Origin of the sequence: Pedobacter ginsengiterrae (assembly GCF_039537385.1) — a bacterium.
In the GTDB taxonomy this organism is placed as follows: domain Bacteria; phylum Bacteroidota; class Bacteroidia; order Sphingobacteriales; family Sphingobacteriaceae; genus Pedobacter; species Pedobacter ginsengiterrae.
In genome coordinates this window covers 222,231-248,960 of the sequence record NZ_BAABAK010000004.1, presented here as the reverse complement: position 1 = coordinate 248,960, position 26,730 = coordinate 222,231, and the positions used below count along the sequence as shown (strand labels likewise).

21 protein-coding genes are annotated in these 26,730 nt (G+C 35.8%); 11 read left to right on the top strand and 10 right to left on the bottom strand.

Annotated elements, in window-relative coordinates:
- Positions 1-58: 58 nt before the first annotated feature.
- Positions 59-3,253 (top strand): efflux RND transporter permease subunit, encoded by a 3,195-nt coding sequence (locus tag ABD692_RS05775; RefSeq protein WP_316764669.1) that lies wholly within the window; start codon positions 59-61, stop codon positions 3,251-3,253.
- Between the two features lie 253 nt (positions 3,254-3,506).
- Complete coding sequence (locus ABD692_RS05770) at positions 3,507-4,310, top strand: hypothetical protein (protein WP_344765764.1); 804 nt, start codon at positions 3,507-3,509, stop codon at positions 4,308-4,310.
- A gap of 3 nt (positions 4,311-4,313) precedes the next feature.
- On the opposite strand, the gene ABD692_RS05765 is transcribed toward ABD692_RS05770, so the two are convergent.
- From ABD692_RS05765 to ABD692_RS05750, 4 genes are all read right to left on the bottom strand, one after another.
- Entirely contained in the window at positions 4,314-5,516 is a 1,203-nt protein-coding gene (locus ABD692_RS05765) for an MFS transporter (RefSeq protein ID WP_344765762.1), read from the bottom strand.
- Positions 5,517-5,912: 396 nt separating this feature from the next.
- Positions 5,913-7,319, bottom strand: a complete 1,407-nt coding sequence (gene lpdA / locus ABD692_RS05760) for a dihydrolipoyl dehydrogenase (protein WP_316764678.1) — start codon at positions 7,317-7,319, stop codon at positions 5,913-5,915.
- Positions 7,320-7,467: 148 nt separating this feature from the next.
- On the bottom strand, positions 7,468-8,631 hold the full coding sequence (locus tag ABD692_RS05755; RefSeq protein ID WP_344765759.1) for an esterase-like activity of phytase family protein: 1,164 nt from the start codon (positions 8,629-8,631) through the stop codon (positions 7,468-7,470).
- Positions 8,632-8,729: 98 nt separating this feature from the next.
- Complete coding sequence (locus tag ABD692_RS05750; RefSeq protein ID WP_316764685.1) at positions 8,730-9,587, bottom strand: DUF6515 family protein; 858 nt, start codon at positions 9,585-9,587, stop codon at positions 8,730-8,732.
- A gap of 196 nt (positions 9,588-9,783) precedes the next feature.
- On the opposite strand from ABD692_RS05750, the gene ABD692_RS05745 reads away from it, so the two are divergent.
- From ABD692_RS05745 to ABD692_RS05725, 5 genes are all read left to right on the top strand, one after another.
- Positions 9,784-11,652 (top strand): CocE/NonD family hydrolase, encoded by a 1,869-nt coding sequence (locus tag ABD692_RS05745; protein WP_344765757.1) that lies wholly within the window; start codon positions 9,784-9,786, stop codon positions 11,650-11,652.
- Between the two features lie 6 nt (positions 11,653-11,658).
- Positions 11,659-13,527, top strand: a complete 1,869-nt coding sequence (locus tag ABD692_RS05740) for a CocE/NonD family hydrolase (protein ID WP_344765755.1) — start codon at positions 11,659-11,661, stop codon at positions 13,525-13,527.
- A 119-nt stretch (positions 13,528-13,646) separates the two neighbouring features.
- Positions 13,647-15,299, top strand: coding sequence for a M1 family metallopeptidase (locus ABD692_RS05735; protein ID WP_344765753.1), 1,653 nt, complete (start codon positions 13,647-13,649; stop codon positions 15,297-15,299).
- 159 nt (positions 15,300-15,458) lie between these two features.
- A complete protein-coding gene (locus ABD692_RS05730; protein WP_344765751.1) occupies positions 15,459-16,187 on the top strand; it encodes a head GIN domain-containing protein in 729 nt (242 codons plus the stop codon).
- 108 nt (positions 16,188-16,295) lie between these two features.
- Positions 16,296-16,742 (top strand): DUF1572 family protein, encoded by a 447-nt coding sequence (locus ABD692_RS05725; RefSeq protein ID WP_344765750.1) that lies wholly within the window; start codon positions 16,296-16,298, stop codon positions 16,740-16,742.
- 119 nt (positions 16,743-16,861) lie between these two features.
- On the opposite strand, the gene ABD692_RS05720 is transcribed toward ABD692_RS05725, so the two are convergent.
- Both ABD692_RS05720 and ABD692_RS05715 read right to left on the bottom strand, forming a co-directional pair.
- Entirely contained in the window at positions 16,862-17,752 is an 891-nt protein-coding gene (locus ABD692_RS05720; RefSeq protein ID WP_344765748.1) for a hypothetical protein, read from the bottom strand.
- 96 nt (positions 17,753-17,848) lie between these two features.
- Entirely contained in the window at positions 17,849-18,559 is a 711-nt protein-coding gene (locus ABD692_RS05715; RefSeq protein WP_344765746.1) for a DUF2490 domain-containing protein, read from the bottom strand.
- Positions 18,560-18,813: 254 nt separating this feature from the next.
- Here ABD692_RS05715 and fabV point away from each other — a divergent pair, with 254 nt between their 5' ends.
- The 3 genes from fabV to ABD692_RS05700 all read left to right on the top strand — a co-directional run bounded on the left by fabV (position 18,814) and on the right by ABD692_RS05700 (position 21,171).
- On the top strand, positions 18,814-20,007 hold the full coding sequence (gene fabV, locus ABD692_RS05710) for an enoyl-ACP reductase FabV (RefSeq protein ID WP_344765744.1): 1,194 nt from the start codon (positions 18,814-18,816) through the stop codon (positions 20,005-20,007).
- A gap of 67 nt (positions 20,008-20,074) precedes the next feature.
- Complete coding sequence (locus ABD692_RS05705) at positions 20,075-20,608, top strand: GNAT family N-acetyltransferase (protein ID WP_344765742.1); 534 nt, start codon at positions 20,075-20,077, stop codon at positions 20,606-20,608.
- Positions 20,609-20,718: 110 nt separating this feature from the next.
- Positions 20,719-21,171: a cold-shock protein gene (locus ABD692_RS05700; RefSeq protein ID WP_109926476.1), complete on the top strand. Its 453-nt coding sequence runs from the start codon at positions 20,719-20,721 to the stop codon at positions 21,169-21,171.
- 439 nt (positions 21,172-21,610) lie between these two features.
- Here the strand turns inward: ABD692_RS05700 and ahcY are convergent, their stop codons facing one another.
- Positions 21,611-22,927: an adenosylhomocysteinase gene (gene ahcY, locus ABD692_RS05695; RefSeq protein ID WP_316764719.1), complete on the bottom strand. Its 1,317-nt coding sequence runs from the start codon at positions 22,925-22,927 to the stop codon at positions 21,611-21,613.
- Between the two features lie 187 nt (positions 22,928-23,114).
- Positions 23,115-23,339 (bottom strand): hypothetical protein, encoded by a 225-nt coding sequence (locus tag ABD692_RS05690; protein ID WP_344765736.1) that lies wholly within the window; start codon positions 23,337-23,339, stop codon positions 23,115-23,117.
- A gap of 589 nt (positions 23,340-23,928) precedes the next feature.
- On the opposite strand from ABD692_RS05690, the gene ABD692_RS05685 reads away from it, so the two are divergent.
- On the top strand, positions 23,929-24,357 hold the full coding sequence (locus ABD692_RS05685; protein ID WP_316764722.1) for a CBS domain-containing protein: 429 nt from the start codon (positions 23,929-23,931) through the stop codon (positions 24,355-24,357).
- A gap of 127 nt (positions 24,358-24,484) precedes the next feature.
- Here the strand turns inward: ABD692_RS05685 and ABD692_RS05680 are convergent, their stop codons facing one another.
- Together ABD692_RS05680 and ABD692_RS05675 are read right to left on the bottom strand one after the other, a co-directional pair.
- Positions 24,485-25,933: a M28 family peptidase gene (locus ABD692_RS05680; protein WP_344765733.1), complete on the bottom strand. Its 1,449-nt coding sequence runs from the start codon at positions 25,931-25,933 to the stop codon at positions 24,485-24,487.
- A 321-nt stretch (positions 25,934-26,254) separates the two neighbouring features.
- Complete coding sequence (locus ABD692_RS05675; protein ID WP_344765731.1) at positions 26,255-26,527, bottom strand: isoleucyl-tRNA synthetase; 273 nt, start codon at positions 26,525-26,527, stop codon at positions 26,255-26,257.
- Between the last annotated feature and the right edge of the window lie 203 nt (positions 26,528-26,730).

The window sequence follows — 26,730 nt, the reverse complement described above, 5'->3', positions numbered from 1 at the left end:
ACAATTTGTCGTCCTAAGCTTGTCGAAGGATCATGATATATCAACATAAAAAATTAAAATGAAAATAACAGACATATCTATAAAAAGGCCCTCGCTGGTAATTGTGGTATTTACCGCACTTACTTTACTGGGGCTGTTAAGTTACTTTTCGCTGGGTTATGAATTACTTCCAAAATTCTCGAACAACGTAGTATCTATATCAACCATTTACCCTGGTGCATCGCCAGCAGAGGTTGAAAACACAGTAACCAAAAAAATTGAGGATGCCGTATCATCGATGGAAAACATCAAGAAACTAAACGCAGTTTCTTATGAAAGTTTATCGGTTGTAACCATTACTTTAACAGATGCAGCAAACATCGATATTTCATTAAATGATGCGCAGCGTAAAGTTAACGCAATCCTTTCTGATTTACCAGATGATGTAAAAACACCTTCACTTAGTAAATTCTCTTTAGATGATTTACCAGTAATCACCATGACAGCTTCGGCAAACATGGATGATGTCAGTTTTTACGATTTAATTGATCAAAGAATTGCTCCCGTAATTTCTAGGGTTAGCGGTATTGCTCAGGTAAACCTTGTAGGTGGTTCTGAACGCGAAATTCAGGTTGCACTAGATGCAGCTAAATTACAAGGATACAATCTTTCTGTTCCTCAAGTTCAGCAATTAATTTTAAGTTCAAACTTAGATTTCCCTACTGGAAGTGTTAAAACACAAAACCAAGACGTTTTAATTCGTTTATCTGGTAAATACAGAAGCCTTGAAGAGTTAAGAAACTTAGTTTTAATGACGTCTAAAGACGGTGCGCAAGTTCGTTTAGGCGACGTTGCCGATGTTCAGGATTCGAAAAAAGAAACCGAGAAACTGGCCCGTATTAACCGACAATCATCTATTGCCATTCAAATTATTAAACAAAGTGATGCGAATGCAGTAAAAGTGAGTGAGGGTGTACATGCCATTATTGCAAAACTTAAAACGGAATATGGTGCACAAAAGCTAGACATTAAAATTGTAAACGATAGTTCGATTTTCACATTAGAATCGGCGGATGCGGTAATACACGATTTAATTCTTGCGGTTGTATTGGTAGCTTTTGTAATGCTTTTCTTCCTGCACAGTTTGCGTAATGCATTAATTGTAATGGTATCAATTCCAGCCTCATTAATTGCAACCTTTATTGGTATTAGTTTATTCGGTTATACGCTAAACTTAATGTCGTTATTGGGTCTATCACTCGTGGTAGGTATCCTGGTGGATGATGCGATTGTGGTATTGGAAAATATCCAGCGACACATGGAGATGGGTAAAAACAAAGTAAGAGCAGCCTCTGATGCGACAAGAGAAATTGGTTTTACTGTTGTATCGATTACCATGGTAATTGTGGTGGTGTTCTTCCCTATCGCAGTAAGTTCTGGCTTAGTTTCGAACATTTTGCGTCAGTTCTGTGTGGTGGTAATTATTGCAACATTACTTTCATTAGTGGCATCATTTACCATTGTTCCTTTACTTTTCTCAAGATATGGAAAGTTAGAGCACATTGAAGGTAAAAACATGTTCGGTCGTTTCATTTTATGGTTCGAAAAACAGCTTAAAAAATTCACCATTTGGATTACTAACATCTTAAACTGGTCTTTACGCCACAAAGCATTAACCCTAATTATGGTTTTTGTATTGTTCTTAGGTTCATGCGGTTTATTAGGTGCTGGATTTATTGGTTCAGAGTTTTTCCCGAAATCTGATAAAGGAGAATTTTTAGTACAAATCGAATTACCAAAAGATGCACCCTTAGAACAAACAAACTTCTACACGCAAAAAGCTGAGGCTTTCTTAGATAAACAACCAGAAATTATTCAGTTAATTACAACTGTTGGTCAGGCCAGTGGTGATTTTGGTGGAACGCAAGCAACAGCTTACAAATCGGAGATTAACGTAAAGTTAGTAGAGCGTAAGGAACGTGAAGGTATGTCATCTGATGTATTTGCCACAAAAATGAGTCGTGCCTTAGCTAAAGAATTGGTTGGAGCAAAAGTTAAAACCGTGCCAATTAGTATTTTGGGTATCGCAGAAAATGCTCCTATTAGTTTAGTGGTAATGGGCTCTGACTTGGATAGTGCATTGAAATATGCCGAAGGTGCTAAAAAATTATTAGCTACAATTCCAGGAGCTACCGAGATTAAACTTTCTGTAGAAAAAGGAACTCCAGAGATTAATGTTCAGGTAGACCGTGATAAAATGGCATCGGTAGGCTTAACTTTAGCTACAGTAGGTTCTACAATGCAAACTGCTTTTGCAGGTAATACAGATGGTAAATATAGAAAAGGTGAATATGAATACGACATTAATATCCAGTATCAAGATTTCAACAGAAAAGATATTGATGATGTACGTAATCTAATTTTTGTTAACGATAAAGGAGCGCAAATTAAATTATCTCAATTTGCAAACATTACCGAAGGTTCAGGTCCAAGTCAGTTAGAGCGTTTAAATAAATCTACCTCAGTTTCTGTTCAGGCACAATCTATTGGCCGCCCAACAGGTACAATCGTGGCCGATTTTAAAGCTAAATTAATTGAATTGCAAGACAATGGTAAATTAAAAGCACCAGTTGGCGTAAGTTATACATGGGCTGGAGATGAAGAAAATCAGGCCGAAGGTTTTGGTACTTTAGGTATCGCTTTATTAGCTTCTATTATCTTAGTTTACTTTATCATGGTAGCCCTTTATGATAGTTTCATCTATCCATTAGTAGTAATGTTCTCGCTTCCATTGGCTTTAATTGGTGCTTTGTTAGCTTTAGCTTTAACAAATAACTCATTAGGTATATTTACCATTTTAGGTTTTATTATGTTGATGGGTTTAGTAGCTAAGAACGCGATTATCTTAGTCGATTTTACCAACCACATGAAGGCTGAAGGAAAATCGACAATCGATGCTTTAATTTTAGCTAACCATGCTCGTTTACGTCCGATTTTAATGACAACCATTGCCATGATTTTTGGTATGCTTCCAATTGCATTGGCAAGTGGTGCAGGTGCGGAATGGAAAAATGGTTTGGCCTGGGTTATCGTCGGTGGTTTAACCAGTTCGCTATTCTTAACCTTGATTGTAGTTCCCGTAGTTTATTTGGTTTTCGATAGAATGTTAGATAAATTTGGTTTCAACAAAAAAGTAAAAACTATTGATGAAATGCTAGAAGAACCATACGACCACAAGGACGTTTTGGAATACGATGCAGATTTAGATCATTAAAATTTATATACATCCAGATTAACAATCGCTTAAGAGCGGCCTTCCCAAAGGCCGCTCTTTTTTTTTAAAAGGAAATATTTGTATTTCATAGATTAATTCTATCGGGCTTTTCCTATATCTTCTTTGTTACTGGCGATAAAAAACTGTAATTTTAATACTAAATAGGGATATCCCTTCCTTCGCATTTATCAACAAAACGAATGCAAAAAGCTAAACGCCAAACAAAATATAATCAATATTGTATATTAGGAATATGTTTAAGATTATCCCTCAAATAATTCTAGCACTTTTCGTATTCGTCGCAAACGCTCAACATCCGCCAGTATTCGATGCGATGACAACCGATTCCTCTTTCATTAATCTTTATGATTTAAACATTAATTTGGTTAAATACAGCTATAAACCAAATGGTGTAAAATTTTTGGTCGTTCATGATAATGAAGATACAGGCGTTAAAGCTGGTTTCGACTATATTCGCTGGAGTGGCGGTGAATTAATTGATTGCCAATATGGAGGCGTTCGCGATTATAACTTTAGTTATATGGATGATATTTATCGAATCGACCCAAACGCAATCTATACCGAGCGAGGAATCAACACCAGATTGAAGAAAGATGAATTTAGCTCTAATGAAGTAGAAAAAGCATTAAATGCGGCTGGCAAACAAATTATAGATTTTTATAATCCTAAATCCACTGGTTACATTTTAACCTTGCACAACAATGCAGATGGCGGCTTTGGAATAGCTTCATACTTGCCTGGATATGAATTAGCAAGCGCAGCCGATTCTGTTTATCTTAATCCCGAAATGGATGGCGATGACATGCTCTACGTAACAGATTTAAAGCTTTTTAACAGCTTTAAAAAGGCGAATGTAAATGTGATGCTGCAATCTAAATTTGTCGAAAATGACGGTTCTTTATCTGTTTATGCTATGCAAAATAACATTCCATATGTTAACGTAGAGGTTCAGCATGGGCACCTGGAAGAAAACTTAAGGTTAATTGAAATTGCAATTGTGGCATTAAAAGAGCATGGAATGATTAAGAAGCAATAGTATCTAATCTATCGCTCTTATTTTTCCAACCAATAAGCTTACCAGCAAACCAAAAACACCAATTACCGCGTATGAATATTGAAGACTCGAAAGTGCTGAAATATAGCCAATTAGTGGCGGCCCCATTAAAAAGCCAAGGTAACTCACGCTCGAAACCATCGCTATAGCAATTCCTGGCGCAACCTTGCCATTTTTACCTGCAACACTGTAAACCGTTGGCACTATACTAGAAACACCAATGCCAACCAACATGAAACCAATAGTAGCTGGGATAATGTATGGTAGAAAAACAGATAGAAACATACCTGAAGAAATAATTAAACCGCTAATCTGAATTGTTTTTTTTCGGCCGAGATTCTCTATGATTTTATCGCCAACAAAACGGCCTGTCGCCATCATAACCATGAAAGATGCATAACCCAAAATTACTAAAGAAGTTGGAGCCTTAACAATTTCTTTGAAGTAAACGCCACTCCAGTCGAACATTGCCCCCTCAGTTGCCATACTACAAAAGCCAATAATGCCTAATTGCAACAAAGCACCTTCAGGCATGGTAAATAGTTTTGGCTTTCTTTCGCTTTTTGCGCCCTTACCTAGAACCAAATGCTTATAATTTAATAAAACATTTAACCAAATTAGAACAATAATAATCCAGAAATGATAATAAGGAATTATGTGAAGATTAACCATTAAAAGCCCAACCAATGCTCCTGTAAAACCAGCTATACTCCAAGCACCATGAAAGGAAGTCATGATTGGCCTTCCGAAAAGCTTTTCTGCTTCAGAACCTTGTGTATTTACCGCGATGTTACACATATTTCCGACTACACCAAAAAGAAACAAAAAGGCTGCTAAATGCCACGGTGCAGTTGCTAAACCCAAATTGCTTAATGCTAAAACATACAATGGAGCAGTAATGGTTAAAATTAGTTTACTGCCATACTTAGTTACCAAACGCCCAGATATCGGCATTGTAATCAACTGGCCCAAGGGAAGTGCAAGTAATATACTTCCTAGTTTACCATCAGAAAGATTTAAAGCGTGTTTTATATCTGGAATTCGGCTTGCCCAAGATGCAAATGCAATTCCTTGACCGAAATAAAATAGCGATACAGCCAAACGAATCCGATTTGGACTACTAGACGCTAATATAGGTTTATCTCCTGTTAGATTTGATACTTCCTGATTTGCGTTGACGTCTTCCAAAATGCAGTATTAATTATAAGTTTCGTTTTTGCAAAGGTCATCAAATGAAATGGTAATAGAAAGATGTAATTATCATTTATATATAATTATTGGCAAAGAATTACAAACCATATTAATAGAAGCAAGGTTTGGATTTGGTTTTTGCATGAGGGATAGTAGTGGAAATCCTTTTTTGCTGTAATCTTAAGCGTAGTCGAAAGACAGCAGAAAAGATTGTAGCGGATAGCCCGACCCTTTCCCGATATTTCTTCAGGATTGGGGCATGCCCAAAAAATTATCTATTTGAGATTTCTCCTGGGACCGAAATAATAATTAACAAAAAAAGCCGACAATTTCTTATCGGCTTTTGTACTTTAAATTGGTTCGTGAGGGCACACAAACCAAGACAAATTTATCTTAAATATGTATTGCTCTGTTATCAGTTGCAGCTAAAGCAGCTTCTTTTAACGCCTCTGTATAAGTTGGGTGAGCATGACAAGTACGTGCAATATCTTCTGCTGAAGCACGGAATTCCATAGCAATAACTGCTTCTGCAATCATATCTGCAGCACGTGGGCCAATCATATGTACACCTAAAACTTCATCGGTTGCTGCATCAGCTAAAACTTTAACGAAACCATCGGTATCCATACTTGCCTTAGCACGACCGCTTGCTTTGAATGGGAATGAACCTGCTTTGTATTTTGTTCCTTTTTCCTTCAATTGCTCTTCGGTTAAACCAACTGAAGCAACTTCTGGCCAGGTATAAACTACGCCTGGGATTAAGTTATAATTAATGTGAGGCTTTTGTCCAGCGATTGATTCTGCAACATAAGTTCCTTCATCTTCAGCCTTGTGTGCCAACATTGCGCCAGTAATTACATCACCAATTGCATAAACACCTTTAACCGAAGTTTCTAAATGTTCGTTTACTGGGATTTTTTTACCTCTTTCTTCAACTGTGATTCCGATTTTATCTAAATCTAAACCATCAGTGTAAGCCGTACGACCAACTGCTACAATGCAATAATCTGCTTCTAAAGAAATCGTTTCACCTTTAGGATTTTCAGCGGTAACGGTTACTAATTTACCTTTTGTGGTAGCGCCAGTAACTTTGTGCCCCATATAAAACTCCATACCTAAAGATTTCTTTAAAACACGTTGAAGCTCTTTACCTAAACCAGCATCCATAGTGCCGATAATAGATGGTAAAAATTCTACAACAGAAACTTTTGTACCTAAACGAGCATAAACAGAACCTAATTCTAAACCGATAACACCGCCACCGATTACAACCATTGTTTTAGGAACTTCTTTAATGTTTAAAGCTTCAGTTGAAGTAATGATGCGTTTTTTATCGATTGGCAAAAATGGTAAAGCAGTTGGTTTAGAACCTGTAGCAATGATTACATTTTTAGCGGTTAAAGTTTCTGTAGAACCATCTTCCTTAGTAACTAAAACCGTGTTTTTATCTACAAATGAACCGACACCTTCGAAAGAATCAATTTTATTTTTTTTGAATAAATAAGTAATACCAGCAGTGTTTTGCGCAACAACATCGTCTTTACGAGCGATCATCTGCTTCATATCAACTTTTAAATCTTTTAGGTTGATACCGTGAGTAGTAAATGTGTGGGCCGCGTTGTGAAAGTGCTCTGAAGAATCTAATAATGCTTTTGATGGAATACAACCTACGTTTAAGCAAGTACCTCCAAAAGTTTTATATTTTTCGACAACTGCAGTTTTTAAACCTAACTGAGCACAACGGATTGCGCCTACATAACCGCCCGGTCCTGAACCGATAACAACGACATCGTATTGCATAATTTCTTTAGAATTTTGATTGCTCAAATGTAGGGAAAAAAGGCGGAAAGGTGAAAGCTAAAAAGCTTAAAGAATAGACAGAAATTAACAATTTTACAATGAAAAAGTATTGCTGGATAATTTTTCTAGTGCACTTTTAATGTTAAACTTATGGTTCTATCTCGAATAAAAAAAGCTGTTGTGTTTGGTTTTTGGCGAAGTTATTATCGACACAGAAAATTAAGGTTTTATGTCCGTTAGGCAAATTAGGGCCAAAAGTTACGCCTTCGAAATTATCGATATGCATATTCAAACTATCGAAATCGAATAGTAATTTCTTTTTCAATGGCTTTGGCGGATTTTTAGAAAACGAAGCATTGTTAATCTCATTTTCTGCATCATTTAAATCGACTAGATAAAGTTTTACAAAGGTATGATCATCGTTACCTTTTGCCCACCCACGCTCCACAACGAGTAAAGTATGGTTGTTAACGGCAAGAATTTCAGAAATCCCGTTTAAATTCCAATCGCTATCTACGGTAGGTAAAACTGGAAGTTCGCCCAAGTTGTAAGCATATTGAGCCGTATTCCTTTTGCTTGTAACATCAAATTTCAGTATTCTGGTTAAAGCTCCATCAAAATGATAAGAAGCCTTTCTCCCGTCTTGATAAAGTGGTTCTTCTAAACTTACGTAAAGTGTTTTGTAACTATCAGCAAAGCTTAAGCCTTCGAACAAGGCATTTTTTCTTGGCCCACTTTCTCCTTTTGTAAAATGAAACCCTTTCGGTAAAGGAATAGTATCAAAAAAATCTCCGGCAGGCGAAATAAAAGTTAATGTTGGTTGTACTATTATCGAATCACCATTTTTAAATAACCTTTCGCCCTCGCTACTCCAAATTATTTGATTTGTTTTTGGATTATATCGGGCAGATTCTCCATCAGGTTTTAATGTTTTATCAGTACCATATTTTGGATATTCTTTTCCATTCTCCTGTTTTAAAAAGGTAACACCAACAACCTGAACCGTATCAATTTTATTATTCAGAATCTTAATTTTTGCAGTATAAATTCTGGCTGGGCTAAATTGCGAAGGGTCGTCGCTAATTAAATAATATTGATCCGATTTTGCATCATAATCAATGCCTGATAAGCCTCCAACTAAAGTATTTTGAAAGGATGTGTTTAATGGAATTACATATTCATTCAAAAATTTTATAGCTGATATTGTTGTTTCTTTATGATTTGTTTTGGCAAATTTACCCGTAGTGCAAGATGCTAAAACACAAATTGTAATCAGAAATAGAAGGGAAAGTTTAGTTGGTATTTTTTTCAATTCAATATATTTTATTTCGTAAAAGTATAGATTTTGTATTAATAAAAAACCGTTTCAATGTTATATTGAAACGGCTAAAAAATTATTTGAAATTATACTTAAAACAGTTTACCTATTACTCTGTAACTTGTGGTATTTCCGTTTATCACCTCTTCGTAGTAAACATCATCTGGAGATACATAATATTTTTCATTTTTGATGGTTACTTCCCTACATCCATCAGGCAAAACATTAATAATATCGCCAATTTGGTGTGTATCAACTGGGCCATCTGTAGTATTTAGAACCCCATCTTTTCCAGCAACTATATAAACAGCTTTGCCATCTTTATTCGTGCCTTGAGTATAGTAAACACCTTTATATTCGTAGTAATCTACGCCATCGATAGTTACCAATTCGGCTTCAGTTGGCAAGTTTGGAACTTCTGCTCCAACTGGCGGAATTACAACCTGATAGTTGTTTTCGTACTGGCGATAAAATAATCCACCAGAATAATAATATTGATCTGAGCCATAATAAAATGGATAATACCCAAATGGTAAAACATTTAAACGAAATCCGATAAATGGCCTGTAATAATTATAATAGCCATAATATGCTCTGCCATAACGGTTACCATAACCTGGACGATAACCATAATTTGGCCTATAACCTACCCCAGGTCTGTTACCTGGGCGATAGCCAGGACTTGGACGATAACCTGGACGCTCTGGCCTGCCACCGAAAGATAAATTACCTCCACGACTTGGCGCTTGTGAAATTCTATTACCAGATGGTGCTTGCATAGAAGGCTGTCTTGAAGCACCACCTCTTGATGGCCCAACAGAACTTGAACGGCCGCCACCACCACCGCCACCTCTGCTTGGTCTTTGAGCAAAAGCGCTATCTACACTTAAGGTCGTTACTATCGCTGCTACAGCAAAAACAACCAATCCTCTATTTAATAACCTCTTCATTTTATTGTGTTTAAATCAATTGTAAGTATGACGATGAAAATCATAAAAAGATTATCGCTTAACATTATTTAACTAAATTTTGATAATGGAATGACGATTAGAAAAACAATCCTTAACAAACGTTTTACGAGGTCTTTTTTCTTAATCCTTTTCTAATCATCTATATTTAAATTTTATTCCTAAAATCAAACTATAAATGAACCTTACCAAAATTTTCGGCTTCTTAATTTGTTTGTTTATTTCTAACGAATTGCTGGCTCAACAATCCGACTCGGCATATGTTAGAGCGAATTACACAAAGATAGAACGACAAATACCAATGCGTGATGGCGTTAAGCTATTCACTTCCATTTACATACCCAAAAATCAATCCAAAAAATTTCCTTTTCTAATTAACCGAACACCTTACACTGTTGCTCCTTATGGGGAGGATAAATACAAGCTTAGCCTGGGCAATTTCCCTGCAATGATGCGTGAGGGTTTTATTTTTGTTTATCAGGATGTTCGCGGGAGGTGGATGAGCGAGGGTACATTTGTGGATATTCGTCCGCAAACATCGAAAAAAGGTAAAAAGGATATTGATGAAAGTACCGATACTTACGATACTATTGATTGGTTGGTTAAAAATATCAAAAATAATAATGGCAATGCTGGAATTTATGGTATCTCTTATCCTGGTTTTTACTCCACAACTTCTTTACCAAATTCGCACTCCGCGTTAAAAGCTGTTTCGCCACAAGCGCCAGTTACCGATTGGTTTTTAGGTGATGATTTCCACCACCGAGGTACACTATTTTTAATGGATGCCTTTAGCTTTATGGGCAGTTTTGGCGTTCCTCGTCCGAAACCCATTACGCCAGATAAAGGTCCAAAACCTTTTAAATTTCCAATTCAGGATAATTATCGTTTCTATTTAGAAGCAGGTTCGATTAAAAACTTAAAAGACAAGTATTTTGCTGATAGCATTAAGTTCTGGAATGATTTAGTAAAACATCCAAATTTGGATACTTTCTGGAAAGCGAGATTAATTACCCCACATTTAAAAAATGTTAAACCTGCAGTAATGGTTGTTGGCGGTTTCTTCGATGCAGAAGATGCTTATGGAACTTTTGATACTTACAAAGCCATCGAAAAACAAAATCCAGGTGCGAATAATATTTTAGTGGCGGGCCCTTGGTTTCATGGTGGTTGGGTTCGTAGCGATGGCTCTTACTTCGGCGATATTCAATTCGGCAAAACAACTAGTATCGATTACCAGCAACAATACGAGTTACCATTTTTCAAACATTACTTAAAGGGCGAAGGCGATTTTAACGCTGCCGAAGCTAACATTTTTGTAACTGGAAGCAACGAATGGAAAAAATTTGATACCTGGCCGCCAAAAGATGTGCAGACCGAAAATTTGTATTTACAACCTAACGGAAAACTTGGTTTTGATAAAGTTGGCAGAACAGATAGCTGGGATGAATATGTAAGTGACCCTAATAATCCTGTTCCTTATCAAGATGGAATTCAATCGAAACGTACCCGCGAATATATGATCGATGATCAGCGTTTTGCAGCTCGTCGCCCTGATGTTAAAACCTATCAAACCAATGCCTTAACAGAAGACATTACCTTAACTGGTCCAGTTTTGGCTAATCTGGTAGTTTCTACCACCGGAACTGATGCGGATTATGTAGTTAAACTTATCGATGTTTATCCAGAAGATGCGCCCAATCCTGTTCCTAACCCCAAGAATCTTATAATGGGTGGTTACGAAATGTTAGTTCGTGGCGAAATTATGCGTGGCAAATACCGTAACAGCTTCGAAAAACCAGAAGCCTTTGTACCTGGCGCCATTACAAAAGTAAATTACCCTTTACCTGATGTAGCCCATACTTTTAAAAAAGGGCATAAAATTATGATCCAAATTCAGAATTCATGGTTTCCATTAGCCGATCGAAATCCTCAAAAATTTATGGATATTTATCAGGCAGATCCTTCAGATTTCCAAAAAGCCACACATAAAATTTATCACGATACTTCAAATAGTTCTTACATAACAGTGTCTGTTCTAAAATAATCTACAATGAAATATATTACCCTTATAATGGTTTTCGTGTGCTCAGCCTCAGTGGCTTTTGCACAAAATAATGCAAGCTTCCCGCAAGAAAATTTCACAAAGAAAGAAATCTATATTACCATGCGAGATGGCGTAAAGCTTTTTACCGCTATTTACACTCCAAAAGATGCCTCAAAGGATAAGAAATATCCAATGATTATGCAGCGAACCTGCTACAGCATTGCGCCTTATGGCGAAGATAAATTTCCCGCTAAGCTCGGCCCATCAGAATTGATGATGAAAGAAGGGTATATAGTGGTTATGCAGGATGTTCGTGGCCGATATAAAAGTGAAGGTTCTTTTACCAACATGACTCCAGTTATCGACAATAAAAAATCAAAAACTGATGTTGATGAAGGTTCTGATACTTTTGACACTATTGATTGGTTAGTAAAGAATGTAGCTAATAACAATGGCAAAGTTGGCCAATGGGGTATTTCGTACCCTGGTTTTTATACCGCGGCAGGTATTTTAAGTAATCACCCAGCCTTAAAAGCATCCTCACCTCAAGCTCCGATTTCGGATTTTTTCTTTGATGATTTTCACCACAATGGTTCATTTCTTCAGAGTTACTTTTTTACATTCCCAGTTTTTGGTGTTCAGAAAAAAGGCCCTGAAACCAGTGCATGGTATAGTAATCAAACCATTAAGCCCAACACTAAAGATGGTTACCAGTTCGCCTTAGATTTGGGTCCGTTAAGCAATGCTGATAAGTATTATAAAGATAATTTTTACTGGCAGGAAACTGTAAATCATCCAAATTATGATGAGTTTTGGCAAAAACGTGGTTTATTAAAACACTACGGAACAGTTAAACCAGCAATAATGGTAGTTGGAGGATGGTTTGATGCAGAAGATTTATCTGGCCCGTTAAACATTTACAAAACAATCGAAAAGAAAAATCCAAATGCTTATAATATCATTGTAATGGGACCATTTGGTCATGGCCGATGGAGCCGTGAAACTGGTCATACCATGCATAGCAACGTTTATTTTGGCGATAGCATTGCAACTTTTTATCAAAAAAATATAGAAGCTAAGTTTTTCAATCACTTCTTAAAAGGTAATGGCGATAAAAACTCAGGTTTACCTGAAGCATACATGTACGATACGGGAAAAAAAGGTTGGGAAACTTTTGATAAGTGGCCGACAGAAAAAGCCAGTAAGCAAAAATTATATCTTGGAGCTGATGGCAAATTAACCATGACTGCTCCAACTTCAACTGGTTCGGTAAATTATATTAGTGATCCTTTAAAACCTGTTCCTTACACAGAAGATTTAACCACCACTTTGGGCTTTACACCACATAACTACATGAGCGAAGACCAACGCTTTGCTGGCCGTCGTCCTGATGTTTTGGTTTATCAAACAGATATTTTAGATAACGATATTACCCTGGGCGGTGAAATTATGTCGCACCTTAAAGTTGCAACAACTGGAACTGACGCGGATTTTATTGTAAAACTGATAGATGTTTACCCTGCTGACGAACCAAACAACCCTTATATGCCAAATAAAAATATTACACTAAGTAATTACTGGCAAATGGTACGTTCGGAAATTATGCCTGCTCGTTTCCGCAACAGTTTCGAAAAACCTGAAGCCTTGGTTGCCAATCAAAAAACAGATGTTAATTTTAAATTACAGGATGTATTGCACACTTTTAAAAAAGGGCACAGAATTATGATTCAGGTTCAAAGCACGGCTTTCCCGTTATTTGCACGTAATCCTCAAAAATTTGTTGATAATCCTTATAAAGCTTCAGAAGCTGATTACATAAAAGCAACTCAAACTATATTTAATGATAGTTTTATCGAAGTTGATGTGATAAAATAAAAAAACCGTCCATTCGACGCTGGTCATTGCGAGGCACTAAGCAATCTAAAAATGGTAAATTTCATAAATTAAAATCATAAGATTGCTTCTTATCTCGCATTGATGTTAAATAAAACATAATGAAAAAACTACTTACTCTTTTGGCTTTTGCATTTTGTCTATCAAGTGCAAATGCTCAAATGCTAGGCAAAAACCAAATTAATTCTCGAGCAGATAGCTTGCGGGGAACCCTAACACCACTACGAACCTGTTACGATATTAATTATTACCACTTAGATGTTAGGATAGACATCGATCAAAAATCAGTTAGTGGCAGTAATGAATTTGCTTTCACCGCAACCCAGGATTTCACCAAACTACAATTCGATTTATTTTCGAATTTAAAAGTCGAAAAAGTAGTTTACAAAGGCGCAAATTTACCATTTACAAGAGAATACAATGCTGTTTTTGTAAGCTTCCCTAAAACAATAAAAAAAGGAAATAAAGATAAATTTACAGTTTTCTATTCTGGCAATCCTGTTATTGCAAAGCGCCCACCTTGGGATGGTGGATTCATTTTCAAAAAAGATTCAGCAGGTAACCCTTTCGTATCTGTTGCCTGCCAGGGTTTTGGAGCAAGCTCATGGTGGCCAAATAAAGATCACCAAAGTGATGAAGTTGACAGCATGAAAATTAGCATCAGCATACCAAAAGATTTACAGGAAACATCCAATGGAAGATTACTAAATGTTGTCGATCAGCCAAATGGCTATAAACAATATAATTGGTTAGTAAGTAACCCAATAAATAATTACGATGTTACTTTTTACATTGGTAAATATTCACACTGGACAGATAGTTATGATGGCGAGGCGGGAAAATTAAGTCTGGATTTTTGGGCTTTGCAAACCGATAGCGCTAAAGCTCGCCCGCATTGGGATGCTGATGTAAAACCAATGATTAAATGTTTTGAATATTGGTTTGGTTCCTATCCGTGGTACAAAGATGGTTATAAATTAGTTCAGGCACCTCATTTAGGTATGGAACATCAAAGTGCAGTTGCCTACGGTAATCAATTTAAAAAAGGCTATTTGGGTAGGGATTTAAGCGGAACGGGACATGGTTTAAACTGGGATTTTATTACGATCCACGAAAGCGGTCATGAATGGTTTGGAAACAGCATTACAGCTAAAGACATTGCCGATATGTGGATTCACGAAGGATTTACCAATTACTCTGAAGTTTTATATGTTGAATGTACTGAAAATAAACAAGCAGCAAATGAATATGTTATTGGTTTACAAAAAATAATATCGAATGATATTCCCGTTATTGGCCCTTATGGTGTAAATAAAGAAGGATCTGGCGATATGTATCCAAAAGGTGCAAATTTGATTCATACCATCCGCCAGCTGATTAACAACGACGAAAAATTCAGACAAATATTACGCGGATTAAATAAAACCTTTTACCATAAAACAGTAACGACAGCAGAAATTGAAAACTATATTACCAAACAAAGTGGTTTAAGCCTTAGTAAAGTTTTCGACCAATATTTACGTCACACCAATATCCCTGTTTTAGAATACAAAGTTAACAAAGGCGAACTTTCTTATCGTTGGATTACCGATGTTAAAGGATTTGACATGCCTGTTAGGGTTACACTTAAAGATGGTTCGTATACTTTAATTAAACCAACAAACAATTGGAAAACAATAAAAGTAGATTCGAGCATTACTGCTGAAAACTTTAAAAACGACCCACTTTTCTATATCAAAACAAAAAAAGGCTAGTATTTATAAAGTACGTGCTTGGTTATTTGATCAATTTTTAAAAAAATTAAACAAGAATTGCAAAGTGGTGCAACTTTTCGAAAAAACCATCGTCTTATAAATAAAACCTAATTAACCCGTTTTAATTTTCGAAAATTAGAACGCTAATATTCTACAGTTATGAAAAAAGTATTATCAATTTTATGTGTGGCTTTATTGTTCACATCATCATTCAGCGCAATAGCTAAAACTGAAATTACCATTAGCTCATCTAAAAGAGCCGACGACAGAGATGTAAGAAACTTTAATGGTGTGGCAGCGGGCGGACCAATTAATGTGGTTATTACCTTAGGTAATACCGAAAGTTGCAGATTAGAAGGTGACGCAGAGGCATTAGAAACATTAATTACTGAGGTAAAAGGAAATATACTAATTATCCGCCCTCAAAACAGCTGGAAAAGTTGGGAGAGAAAATACGAGAACAAAGAGATTACAGCTTATGTAACTACAAAGTCGCTCAAAAGTTTAACCATGAGTGGTTCGGGTAGCATGGTTGTAAATGGTGCTGTTAATTCGAAAGATTTATCTGCAACATTAAGTGGTTCAGGAAGTATTAAAGCAACTGCCGATGTTGACAATTTTACTGGCGTAATCAGTGGTTCTGGAAATTTAACTGTTTCAGGCAAAGCTGATGATGCTACCATCACATTAAGCGGTTCTGGAACCTTTGCTGGCCGTGGTTTTTCTGTAAACGATTTATCTACTCAGGTTAGTGGGTCAGGTACAGTAAACATTAAAGCTGATAGAAAAATTGATGCCGTAATTAGTGGCTCAGGAAATGTGAATTACTCAGGTAATGCGAGTGTAGATAAAACAGTTGTAGGTTCAGGAAAAGTTCGCAAAATATAATTCAGATTAACACACAAATGAATTAGAAAGCGTTTCGAATTACTCGGAACGCTTTTTTTATGGATAGGGAAAATATAAATTGCTAATTTTAAGTACTAATAAATTAACATGTTAACCAAAACCCTAAAATCGCTTTTTATAAGAGATTTGAATAAACTTAAAACAGAGATAACGACTTATAAAGCCGAATCAAACATTTGGATTGTAGACCAGACCATATCTAATTCAGCTGGAAATCTTTGCCTACACTTAATTGGAAACCTAAATACTTACATTGGTGCTACTTTAGGTGGTACAAATTATATACGCAATCGACTGCTTGAGTTTTCATTAAAAAATATACCGCGGGCAGAACTTATTCAAAAAATTGATGAAACCTTAACTGTTGTTACCACTACTTTAGATTTGCTTACAATCGAACAAATAGAAAATGAATACCCATTATTGGTTTTGGAAGAAAAAACATCAACAGAATTTTTCCTGGTTCATCTTACAACACACCTAACTTATCATTTGGGTCAAATAAATTACCACAGAAGGCTTCTAGATTTGTAAGTGTAGCTTTATAAAATTTTATAGATTGATTTAAAGGAAAACCTGATTCAGCAAATAAAAATCTATTACAGAGATTTTAAATCAAAAAAGAAGGCTTATGCCTCCTTCAAATATTTTTTTTAGAATTGTACACCAATTACCCACATATTTTCCAGGTAATTAATTTTCTGGCTTGCTTTATCTAAATCATCCCAACCTGTGGTGTGTACGTTAGTTAAATTCGTTGCGCCAAACTTAGTCGTATTTTGAAGGTATATATTTTTCCATACATAAAATTTCAAACCAATTTTAGCCGAAACGCCATATCCAGAAATACTAAAGTGATTGTTTCTCCCTTGTCCAAATAAACGAACATCAGAACGTGGAACCATTAAACCCGCACCTAAACCAGTTTCTAAGGTTAACGAAGTATTTCCACTTGGTGCAACCCAAATATCGTCATAGCGCTCTACTTCTACATTCGCATAGTTAAAACCATCTGTATGTTCGTAAGTAAGCATGCTTTCCTTAACATTAATCATTTGTCCGTTGTAATCGCCAGCTAATGCTCCTGTTGGGGCATTATCATGAGAAATATTTGGACCAATATGACCAGATATTGCCACCGTTTGCGGAATATCCATAACATATTTCATGTGATCCCAACCGATTGAAATGCTGTAATTATCTTTAATAAAATAACCTAAACGAATATTGTATTGAGGAACAGTTATTAATCCAGGGTTTAAATATTGCCAGCTCAACTTCGATTGACGATCATGTGCTACAACATCTTTTAAGGTAAAATCATAATTAGGACCTTGAAATCTGATATCGCTCTTGCCATACCAAGAGCTATTGTAGCCCCAGTGAAAATAAAAATCACCTTTGCGACTGTCTTTTCTTTTGTGTTCAGGATTGAATAAACTTTTTGAGGTCGGTGCAATATCAGTTGAAGAAGTTGTAACTTCCTGGGCTTGCATCCGCTTGCCAAACAATAGCGCTAAAAATAATATCGAAACTTTTTTCACGCGGCAAATTGAGCAAAAACCACTGTCATTTACAACATCTTTAACATTTTGTAATAGTTGGGCTACAAAAAATGACTTTGAAACATTAAAACCTGGTTAGAATCTTGTATAAAACGCCAATTGAACAATGTTATTAACGGTGTTATTTGTGAGTCCGTTTACGGTTTGATTCATATAACCAGCTTCTATATCCATTTTTTTAGAAAATCGATATCCCAAAGCCAAATAAGCCCTATTCTGATCAAAAACACTATTATTTAGCTGCTTCTTATTTTGCAGGTTAAGAAAAACTTCATTTTGTAAAGCTACATAAGCACCTTTTGTAAAAGTTGGCTGCGTTTTTTGTAATGGCTGTATCAACCTAAAAAAATAACGGAAACGCTGAGAAAAAAGATCTTCATTTCCAATTCTTTCGATAAACCGCTGTTCTACTCTTAATCGATGACTTGCAAATACCGAACTGATTTTATGGTTATAAATATATTGCTCAAAAATACGGTGCTCATTTAAAGATATATATTCATCGGTTTCAACTCGTTTAACACGGGTAGTTTGCCAAAGATAGCCCAAAGCTACATTACTATTTTTATTGATAAAATATTGTAATGCAGGCCGTACCAAGGTGTTTCTAACATGCTCCCAATCATCGGCAGATCGAATTTGCACATCGAATTGCAAACCCCATTTTTCGTTAAATTTAGTATTGTTAAGAAAGAAAAACCAGCCTGTATTTTGGTGTTGGGTTTGTGCATAAAGCTTTCCGAATGCCATTAGTAAAACTGCGGCAAGCAATAGTATTTTTTTCATAAAGAATTATCTGGTATTATCTGTGTTTGCTAAATTAACAGAATTTAGATAAAGCTTAATATTTAACTTTAAATTAATACATAATTTAAAAGCCAAACAACTTTTTGAATGCATATTAAATTGTCTTTATTTAAATTTCATTTACTGTTAAGCGATTAAAAATTTATCTTCGTTAAAGATTTGAGCATTTCGTTTAATTTAAACGGTGAAAATTTGCTCTGGTTTTAAAATTACAAAACGTAAAAAAGAACAAAATGATTATTGAACCAAGAATGAGGGGCTTTATCTGTTTAACATCGCATCCAGATGGTTGCGCTCAAAACGTAAAGAACCAAATTGAATATGTAAAATCTAAAGGCGCTATTAACGGCCCTAAAAAAGTTTTAGTAATTGGTGCATCAACAGGTTTCGGTCTGGCATCAAGAATTACTGCTGCTTATGGCTCTGGCGCATCTACAATTGGTGTCTTCTTCGAAAAAGCACCCTCTGAAGGTAAAACAGCATCTCCAGGTTGGTACAATAGCGCAGCTTTCGAAAAAGAAGCACATGCTGCTGGTTTATACGCAAAAAGTATTAACGGCGATGCTTTCTCGAAAGAGATTAAAGAAAAAACCCTTGCAACCATTAAGGCCGATTTAGGTCAGGTAGATTTAGTAATTTACAGTTTGGCCTCTCCTGTTAGAAAACACCCTGATACTGAAGTTTTACACCGCTCTACTTTAAAACCAATTGGATCAACATATACCAACAAAACTGTCGATTTCCATACAGGTAATGTAACCGAAATTTCTATCGAGCCTGCAAACGAAGACGATATTGCAAATACAATAGCCGTTATGGGTGGCGAAGATTGGACAATGTGGATCGACGCTTTGAAAGCAGAAAACCTATTGGCAGAAGGTGCCACAACTGTAGCTTATTCTTACATTGGCCCAGCTTTAACCGAACCAGTTTACCGTAAAGGAACAATTGGCCGTGCTAAAGATGATTTGGAAGCAACTGCATTTACCATTGCCGATAAATTAAAAGATATTAACGGTAAAGCTTACGTTTCGGTTAACAAAGCATTGGTTACACAAGCAAGCTCTGCGATTCCAGTAATTCCTTTATACATCTCTTTATTATACAAAATAATGAAAGAAGAAGGCATTCACGAAGGAACGATCGAGCAAATTCAACGTTTATACGCAGAAAGGCTATATACAGGTGGCGAAGTTCCTGTTGATGAAAAAGGAAGAATCAGAATCGATGATTGGGAAATGCGAGAAGATGTTCAGGCTAAAGTTGCAAAACTTTGGGAAGAAGCAACAACAGAGACATTGCCTTCAATTGGCGATTTACCTGGTTATCGTTCAGATTTCTTAAGCTTATTTGGTTTCGAAATTGATAAAGTAGATTATCAAAAAGACACCAATGAAATTGTAGCAATTGAAGGATTGGTAGATTAATTTTAAAGTAAAACATTTTATCAATTGAGGCTGGCTTTTAGCCAGCCTTTTTTTATACCGCACTAAAATGAAATTCGAACTACAACCTACTCTGGAAAACGACTTAATTAAAATTGTTCCATTAAAAGCCGATGATTTTGAAAACCTTTATGCCGTAGCATCCGACCCTTTAATTTGGGAGCAACACCCCAACCAAGACCGTTATAAAAGAGAGGTTTTCGAAAATTTCTTTAAGGGCGCGATAGAATCCAGTGGTGCTTTCTTAATTTACGATAAAAAAACCGGACAAATTGTTGGAAGTTCGAGATATTATGAATTAGATGAAGAGCAAAATTCGGTTGCAGTTGGCTACACTTTTATAGGCCGCCAGTTTTGGGGAAAAGGCCACAATGCAGCACTAAAAAAATTGATGTTAGATTATGCTTTTCAATCAATAGATAAGGTAATATTACACATTGGGGCAACAAATTTTCGTTCGCAAAAGGCTACCGAAAAGCTCGGTGCCATAAAAATTGCCGATTTAGAAGTTGCCTATTATGGCGAACCCCTAAAATGGAATTTCGTATATCAAATAGACAAACAAAAGTGGAACGGTAAATAATTGATAAGCAGACCTTAGCGGAATAAAATCGTATTTCTGCTTTAGTATTCTTATATTTGTATAATTCTACAATTCACTCACCTTTCTAAAAACAAAACAATTATATATATATGGCTAAATCTCAGGCAACATACAGTAAAAAAGAGAACGAAAAAAAACGATTAAAAAAACAAAAAGACAAACAAGAGAAAAAAGAAGAGCGTCAATCTAATGCAAAAAAAGGTTTAGCTCTAGAAGAAATGTTTGCGTACGTTGATGAGAATGGTAACATTTCGTCTACTCCACCGGATCCAAAAAAGAAGAAAGTATTCAACATTGAGGATGTACAAATCGGTATAACAAGACAAGAAGATATTATCGATGAAAATCCGGTAAAAAAAGGTACAGTTACTTTCTTTAACGACAGTAAAGGTTACGGTTTTATTAAAAACACCGAAACTCAGGATAGCATTTTCGTACACGCAAACGGTTTGGTAACACAAATTAAAGAAGGCGATAAAGTTACGTTCGAGGTAGAAATGGGCCAAAAAGGACCAACTGCTGTTAAAGTATCGAAGGTTTAATTACCTCAAAAAACGCTCCAGTTGCTTTATTCAAAAAAGCAACAAGATAAAAATTCTGCAGAAAATTTCTGCTGCGCCAGGTTTTATAACCATTTATAATTCCGTCTATTTAAGCATAAAACCTAGCGCAATTTTTTCTTTTCAGAGAAAAAATCTACAAATTTTAATTTCAAACATCAGAAAATCAGGCTTCTGCTCGCTTCGGTTATTTCAATCCCGCCATCGCTTATAGTCCTCATTTCGCTTCGCTTTCATTCCGGGCTATTCCGCTCTATCGGGTTTAAGTTGCAGTGGCTATAGTTCTTTTTCTAAAAAAGCAACAGGCCATTTAAGTTCCATCGTAAGAAAATAAAAACAAAAAAGGGATATGCAAATTGCACATCCCTTTTAGCAACTCATAAATGAAAATTGCTTCATTCCTCGCAATAACGAGAAATGCTTAGTAACGGTATTCGTCTGACTTAAATGGACCTTCTACTGGTACCCCGATATAATCAGCTTGGTGTTGATCTAAAATATCTAATTCTACACCGATTTTAGCTAAGTGTAAACGAGCAACTTTCTCATCTAAATACTTAGGTAAAACGTAAACTTTGTTTTCGTATTTATCTGTGTTAGTCCAAAGTTCTAATTGCGCTAAAGTTTGGTTGGTAAATGAGTTACTCATTACAAAACTTGGATGACCAGTTGCACAACCTAGATTTACTAAACGACCTTCAGCTAATAAGATAATATCTTTACCTTCGATAGTATATTTATCTACCTGAGGTTTGATTTCAACCTTAGTTGAACCATATTTCTCGTTTAACCAGGCTACATCGATTTCGTTATCGAAGTGACCGATATTACAAACGATTGCTTTATCTTTCATTGCTAAGAAATGCTCGCCACGAACGATGTCACGGTTACCAGTTGTAGTTACAATAATATCTGCTTCTTTCACAGCTGTAGCGAATTTTTTAACTTCATAACCTTCCATTGCAGCTTGTAAAGCACAAATTGGATCAATTTCAGTTACAATTACACGCACACCTTGTGAGCTTAAAGATTCAGCTGAACCTTTACCAACATCGCCATAACCACAAACAACAGCCACTTTACCAGCCATCATTACATCAGTTGCACGACGGATTGCGTCAACCAATGATTCACGACATCCGTATTTGTTATCGAATTTAGATTTAGTTACAGAATCGTTAACGTTGATTGCAGGTAAGTGCAATGTTCCGTTTTTCATTCTCTCGTATAAACGGTGTACACCTGTAGTTGTCTCTTCTGATAAACCTTTGATTGCAGCAATTAACTCAGGGTATTTATCAAAAACCATATTAGTTAAATCGCCACCATCATCCAAAATCATATTTAATGGTTGTTGCTCAGGTCCGAAGTGTAAAGTTTGCTCAATACACCAATCAAATTCTTCTTCGTTTAAGCCTTTCCAAGCATAAACCTGAATACCAGCAGCAGCAATTGCAGCAGCAGCATGATCTTGTGTTGAGAATATATTACAAGATGACCAGGTAACTTCAGCACCTAAAGCCACTAATGTTTCGATTAATACAGCCGTTTGGATGGTCATGTGCAGACAACCTGCAATACGAGCACCTTTTAGCGGTTGTGTTGGACCGAATTCTTCACGTAAACTCATTAAACCTGGCATTTCTGCTTCGGCTAATTCGATTTCTTTACGGCCCCATTCTGCCAGTGAAATGTCCTTAACTTTGTAAGGGATGTAAGTTGTCTCTACTGATGACATATTATAATTGTTTAAATTGTTTTAAATCAATAATTTGCGAAATATAAAATCTAATTTATATGCTATTTGCATACGTTTTCGAAAAGTAATTATTTCTAACGCACAAAATTACACAATACTTTAGCTAATATCAAAAGCTTGAGTATTAATTGACTCAATGATTATTTGAGGTTGATTGTTGTGCGCTCTAAGCCACCTTTGCTCGCTTCGCCAAATCATTAATTTTTAACAGCACTATGGGTTCAATGCTACTATTGTCTTCTGCCACAAACAATCCGTTGGCTTCGACTAAATGACCTTTTTCTATGCCATCGATAAATATTCGGCATTTAGTTTTGATTTGGCTAATCTGTCTAAGGATGACAACGCTCCCATTGATCAAAATTATTCTTGTATTACTTTTTGTAAACATAAAATTATTTTAGGTAGATACCCAGATCTTTGCAACTCGCATACCGTAATTTCATCGAAAACTCAACCAATTCAAACAGAAAAAGAATAATGCAGCTTAACACGCCTCTTAGTGTATAATATACACAACCAAAAGGAGTTGTTTTATCAAAACCTCATTCTTGCGTTAAGAACCCCAATTGTCTTCCAGATATACATTATTTGTGCCCCTGTGTCATAAATAATAGAATAACGAAATAAATTTTGTCTCAAATCAGAAATTGGATGGCAATTGGGGCAAATGGTCTTTTTGTCCGTTTCAGAAAGCAGTTTTTTATCATTTAAAAAAAAGAAACTGGCAATACTTAATAAAAAAAAGAAGGCTAACATTATTGTCAGCATTTTTCTGGATTCATTAGGCAAATTGTTCATACATTAAATTTAGAACTTCCAATTATTAACTATTAGAGTAAAATCACCCTTTTTTAAAGGGTAAATGTGCCAATATTTAAAGTGAAAAATCTCACCATAACAACCAATATCCATAAGAAATAAAATATTGATTTACAGTTTATTATTTCTTAAATTCAAGTAACCAAATTAAACTAATTATGAAAACTGTAAAACAACTACTTGACACAAAACAGGTAAGAATAATTTCTGTTACAGAAAATACTTCTGTTTTAGATGCTCTAAAAGTAATGACCGAAAAAAACATTAGCGCTTTACTTGTAATGGAAGGTTCAGAATTATTAGGAATTTTTACAGAACGTGATTACGCCAGAAAACTTATCCTTCAAGGTAAATCCTCAAAAGATACTTTGATTAAGGAAGCAATGACCGCCGATCCGATAACGATAAATCTCGCAGATACGATTGATAAATGCATGGAAATTATGACCGAGAAACACATCCGTCATTTACCGATTGTTGTAAATGCAGAAGTTAAAGGAATGATATCGATCGGAGATTTGGTTAAATTTATTATTGAGGATCAAAAACAAACTATTTCCCAGTTGGAAAGCTATATCAGTGGATAGGATGAGGTGAGTTTTACTGATTGTTAGAGTTTAAAGTTAAAGCCCGTCATTCCGATTAAAAAGAAGTCTAGTAAAGATTTCTCTGCTTCAATTGAAATGACGGGTTTGAAGTACAATAAGCAAAAAACTATTTCCACCTCCACTCACCAGCAATGGTTAATGGCTCTTTTAAGTTTTGAGATTCTAAAAATGCTCTTAACTCTTCTTCTCCCTGCACACCAACTGGAATTTTCGGTGTATTGGCTAAGGCATACGTAAGCATTGCACTATAACGAACCGTATTTTTTAAACCCTGTTCATCTACCAATTTAAAACTATCACCATCAGAATGATAATATGGGCCAGAGTTGTTTGGTAGTTTACCACCAGCACCACCGCCTGTTGGAATACCTTCTAACATAAACGGCTGATGATCGCTGTGTAAACCTGCGCCTGCGTTAAATAAATTTTTAAATCCCGTATCAATTTTCACAATATCTGCTCCCCAGGCTGTAAATAAAGTTTTCATTTCAGCTCTCGAAGTGGAAAATCCTTTCGGATCGTTTGTCATATCATAATTAAGCATAAACTTTACCTGACCAATATTTCCTGCCTTTTTTGCTTGCTCTACATAAGCTTTTGAACCTAGTAAGCCCTGCTCCTCACCCATAAACAAAACAAACTCTACAGTGCGTTTAGTTTTTAAATTTAGTTTTTTAAAAGTACGGGCCATATCCATAATTGCGAAAGAACCGATACCATTATCTATAGCACCAGTTGATAAATCCCAGCTATCCAGGTGCCCACCAACAACAATTTTATCTTTTGGCATTTCGGTTCCTTTAAAAGTTGCCACAACATTTCTGGCCTTAATTAAGCCCGAAAAATTAGTCATGGCGATGTGCGCAACCTGTACCTGAGTTTTTAATTTTTCTTTTAATGCTAAGCCATCTTCCAGGCCAATACAAACCGCAGGAATAGGAATTAATTTACCTGTAACCGATGCTGTACCCGTTAATAAAACACCATTTTTTACGGTATTGATGATAATTACACCAGTTGCGCCATACTTTGTAGCAATAGCTGTTTTTTCTGAACGATGTAATGATTTTGTTCCAGCTGGCGAGCCTGGTAAAACACCTAGATAGATCAGTGCAATTTTACCTTTAAATTTATCAGGGTTAGCTAGATAATCAACTTCAAGCCCATTACCTGCATCAACAATATCTCCGCTGATATCTGCACTTACTGGCGAATGAGCTAGTGTAACAGCTTTCATTTTCGAAAGACTGTTTTTAGTAGCGCCGATTTCTACATCGATGGTTTTTCTTGCCCAGCTTTCTACTTCAAAAGGTTGAAATTTAACTTCGCAACCATAAGATTTTAATAAATCGAATGCATATTGTTCGGCCTTAGCACCATTAGTCGAACCCGTTAAACGGTGTCCGATGGTTTCGGTTTCGTATTTAAGGGTTTGGTAGGCTTTTGAGTTTTGCTGAACTTCAGTATTAATTTTGGTAAATACATCGGCAAATTTATCTTGTGCATTGGCTAAAGATGCGGCACAAATAATGGCAGCAGAGAAAAGGTACTTCATAAGAAAGTGGTTTGGTTGGTTGATTTTAATTTGATGAAATTACAAATTATTAAGGAACCCAAAGCGCTGTAACGTTTATTTTGCTTTCTATGCATTTTGCAGCTTGGCATAAGAATTACCAATTCTTATTAAACAAACCTGATAGAAACGAAAATACTTTTGTTGTCGTAACCTGAGTTTACCCAAAACCAAAGGCAAAAGATTGAAGAGAATAGCAGGACTAACGCATAAATGGAACGCAGTCTTTGCTTTTCTAATATTTTTTAAAGTATTAAAAATTTACTTTAAATGTTCTCAAATTCTTATATTTCGTTATAATCCCTATTCAGTAACAGGCTTTTTTTCTTCCTCATCTACAGGAGTTTCAACCGTTGGATCGGTAATAATTTCTGCATTACCGTCATCATCTTTTTTGGCAAAGAGTATTGGATAAAGCATCCAAAGAGCCCCAACCATAACCAAAATACCTGCTAATACTTGTAGGTAACGTGCTCCGCTAACTTCTGATGCATCTAAAATGAGATACAAAATATAAGAAACCACACCAGCGATAAGGACAAGTACAGCTTTTTGCAATTTGAGAAGCTTGATCATAAGGTTTTCCTTTTTAATTTGATGATATGAAGTAGAACAAAAACTAACCCAATTAGTTCTAGCAAACCGCAGAAATAAAAGCTGTATAAAACGAAATCGCGGTTGGCAGGGTTAATTACTGCCACTACAGGTAAGGCGATTACCGCCACAACCATTAATGTTAAACCTATATTAAATAATTTCACGTTAAAAGTATTTACATC

Coding starts and splice junctions, on each gene's coding strand:
- fabV (WP_344765744.1), top strand. CDS start 18,814: ATGATTATTGAACCAAGAATGAGGGGCTTTATCTGTTTAACATCGCAT.
- ABD692_RS05775 (WP_316764669.1), top strand. CDS start 59: ATGAAAATAACAGACATATCTATAAAAAGGCCCTCGCTGGTAATTGTG.
- ABD692_RS05705 (WP_344765742.1), top strand. CDS start 20,075: ATGAAATTCGAACTACAACCTACTCTGGAAAACGACTTAATTAAAATT.
- ABD692_RS05735 (WP_344765753.1), top strand. CDS start 13,647: ATGAAAAAACTACTTACTCTTTTGGCTTTTGCATTTTGTCTATCAAGT.
- ABD692_RS05715 (WP_344765746.1), bottom strand. CDS start 18,559: ATGAAAAAAATACTATTGCTTGCCGCAGTTTTACTAATGGCATTCGGA.
- ABD692_RS05740 (WP_344765755.1), top strand. CDS start 11,659: ATGAAATATATTACCCTTATAATGGTTTTCGTGTGCTCAGCCTCAGTG.
- ABD692_RS05745 (WP_344765757.1), top strand. CDS start 9,784: ATGAACCTTACCAAAATTTTCGGCTTCTTAATTTGTTTGTTTATTTCT.
- ABD692_RS05730 (WP_344765751.1), top strand. CDS start 15,459: ATGAAAAAAGTATTATCAATTTTATGTGTGGCTTTATTGTTCACATCA.
- ahcY (WP_316764719.1), bottom strand. CDS start 22,927: ATGTCATCAGTAGAGACAACTTACATCCCTTACAAAGTTAAGGACATT.
- ABD692_RS05690 (WP_344765736.1), bottom strand. CDS start 23,339: ATGTTTACAAAAAGTAATACAAGAATAATTTTGATCAATGGGAGCGTT.
- lpdA (WP_316764678.1), bottom strand. CDS start 7,319: ATGCAATACGATGTCGTTGTTATCGGTTCAGGACCGGGCGGTTATGTA.
- ABD692_RS05700 (WP_109926476.1), top strand. CDS start 20,719: ATGGCTAAATCTCAGGCAACATACAGTAAAAAAGAGAACGAAAAAAAA.
- ABD692_RS05675 (WP_344765731.1), bottom strand. CDS start 26,527: ATGATCAAGCTTCTCAAATTGCAAAAAGCTGTACTTGTCCTTATCGCT.
- ABD692_RS05680 (WP_344765733.1), bottom strand. CDS start 25,933: ATGAAGTACCTTTTCTCTGCTGCCATTATTTGTGCCGCATCTTTAGCC.
- ABD692_RS05685 (WP_316764722.1), top strand. CDS start 23,929: ATGAAAACTGTAAAACAACTACTTGACACAAAACAGGTAAGAATAATT.
- ABD692_RS05725 (WP_344765750.1), top strand. CDS start 16,296: ATGTTAACCAAAACCCTAAAATCGCTTTTTATAAGAGATTTGAATAAA.
- ABD692_RS05750 (WP_316764685.1), bottom strand. CDS start 9,587: ATGAAGAGGTTATTAAATAGAGGATTGGTTGTTTTTGCTGTAGCAGCG.
- ABD692_RS05770 (WP_344765764.1), top strand. CDS start 3,507: ATGTTTAAGATTATCCCTCAAATAATTCTAGCACTTTTCGTATTCGTC.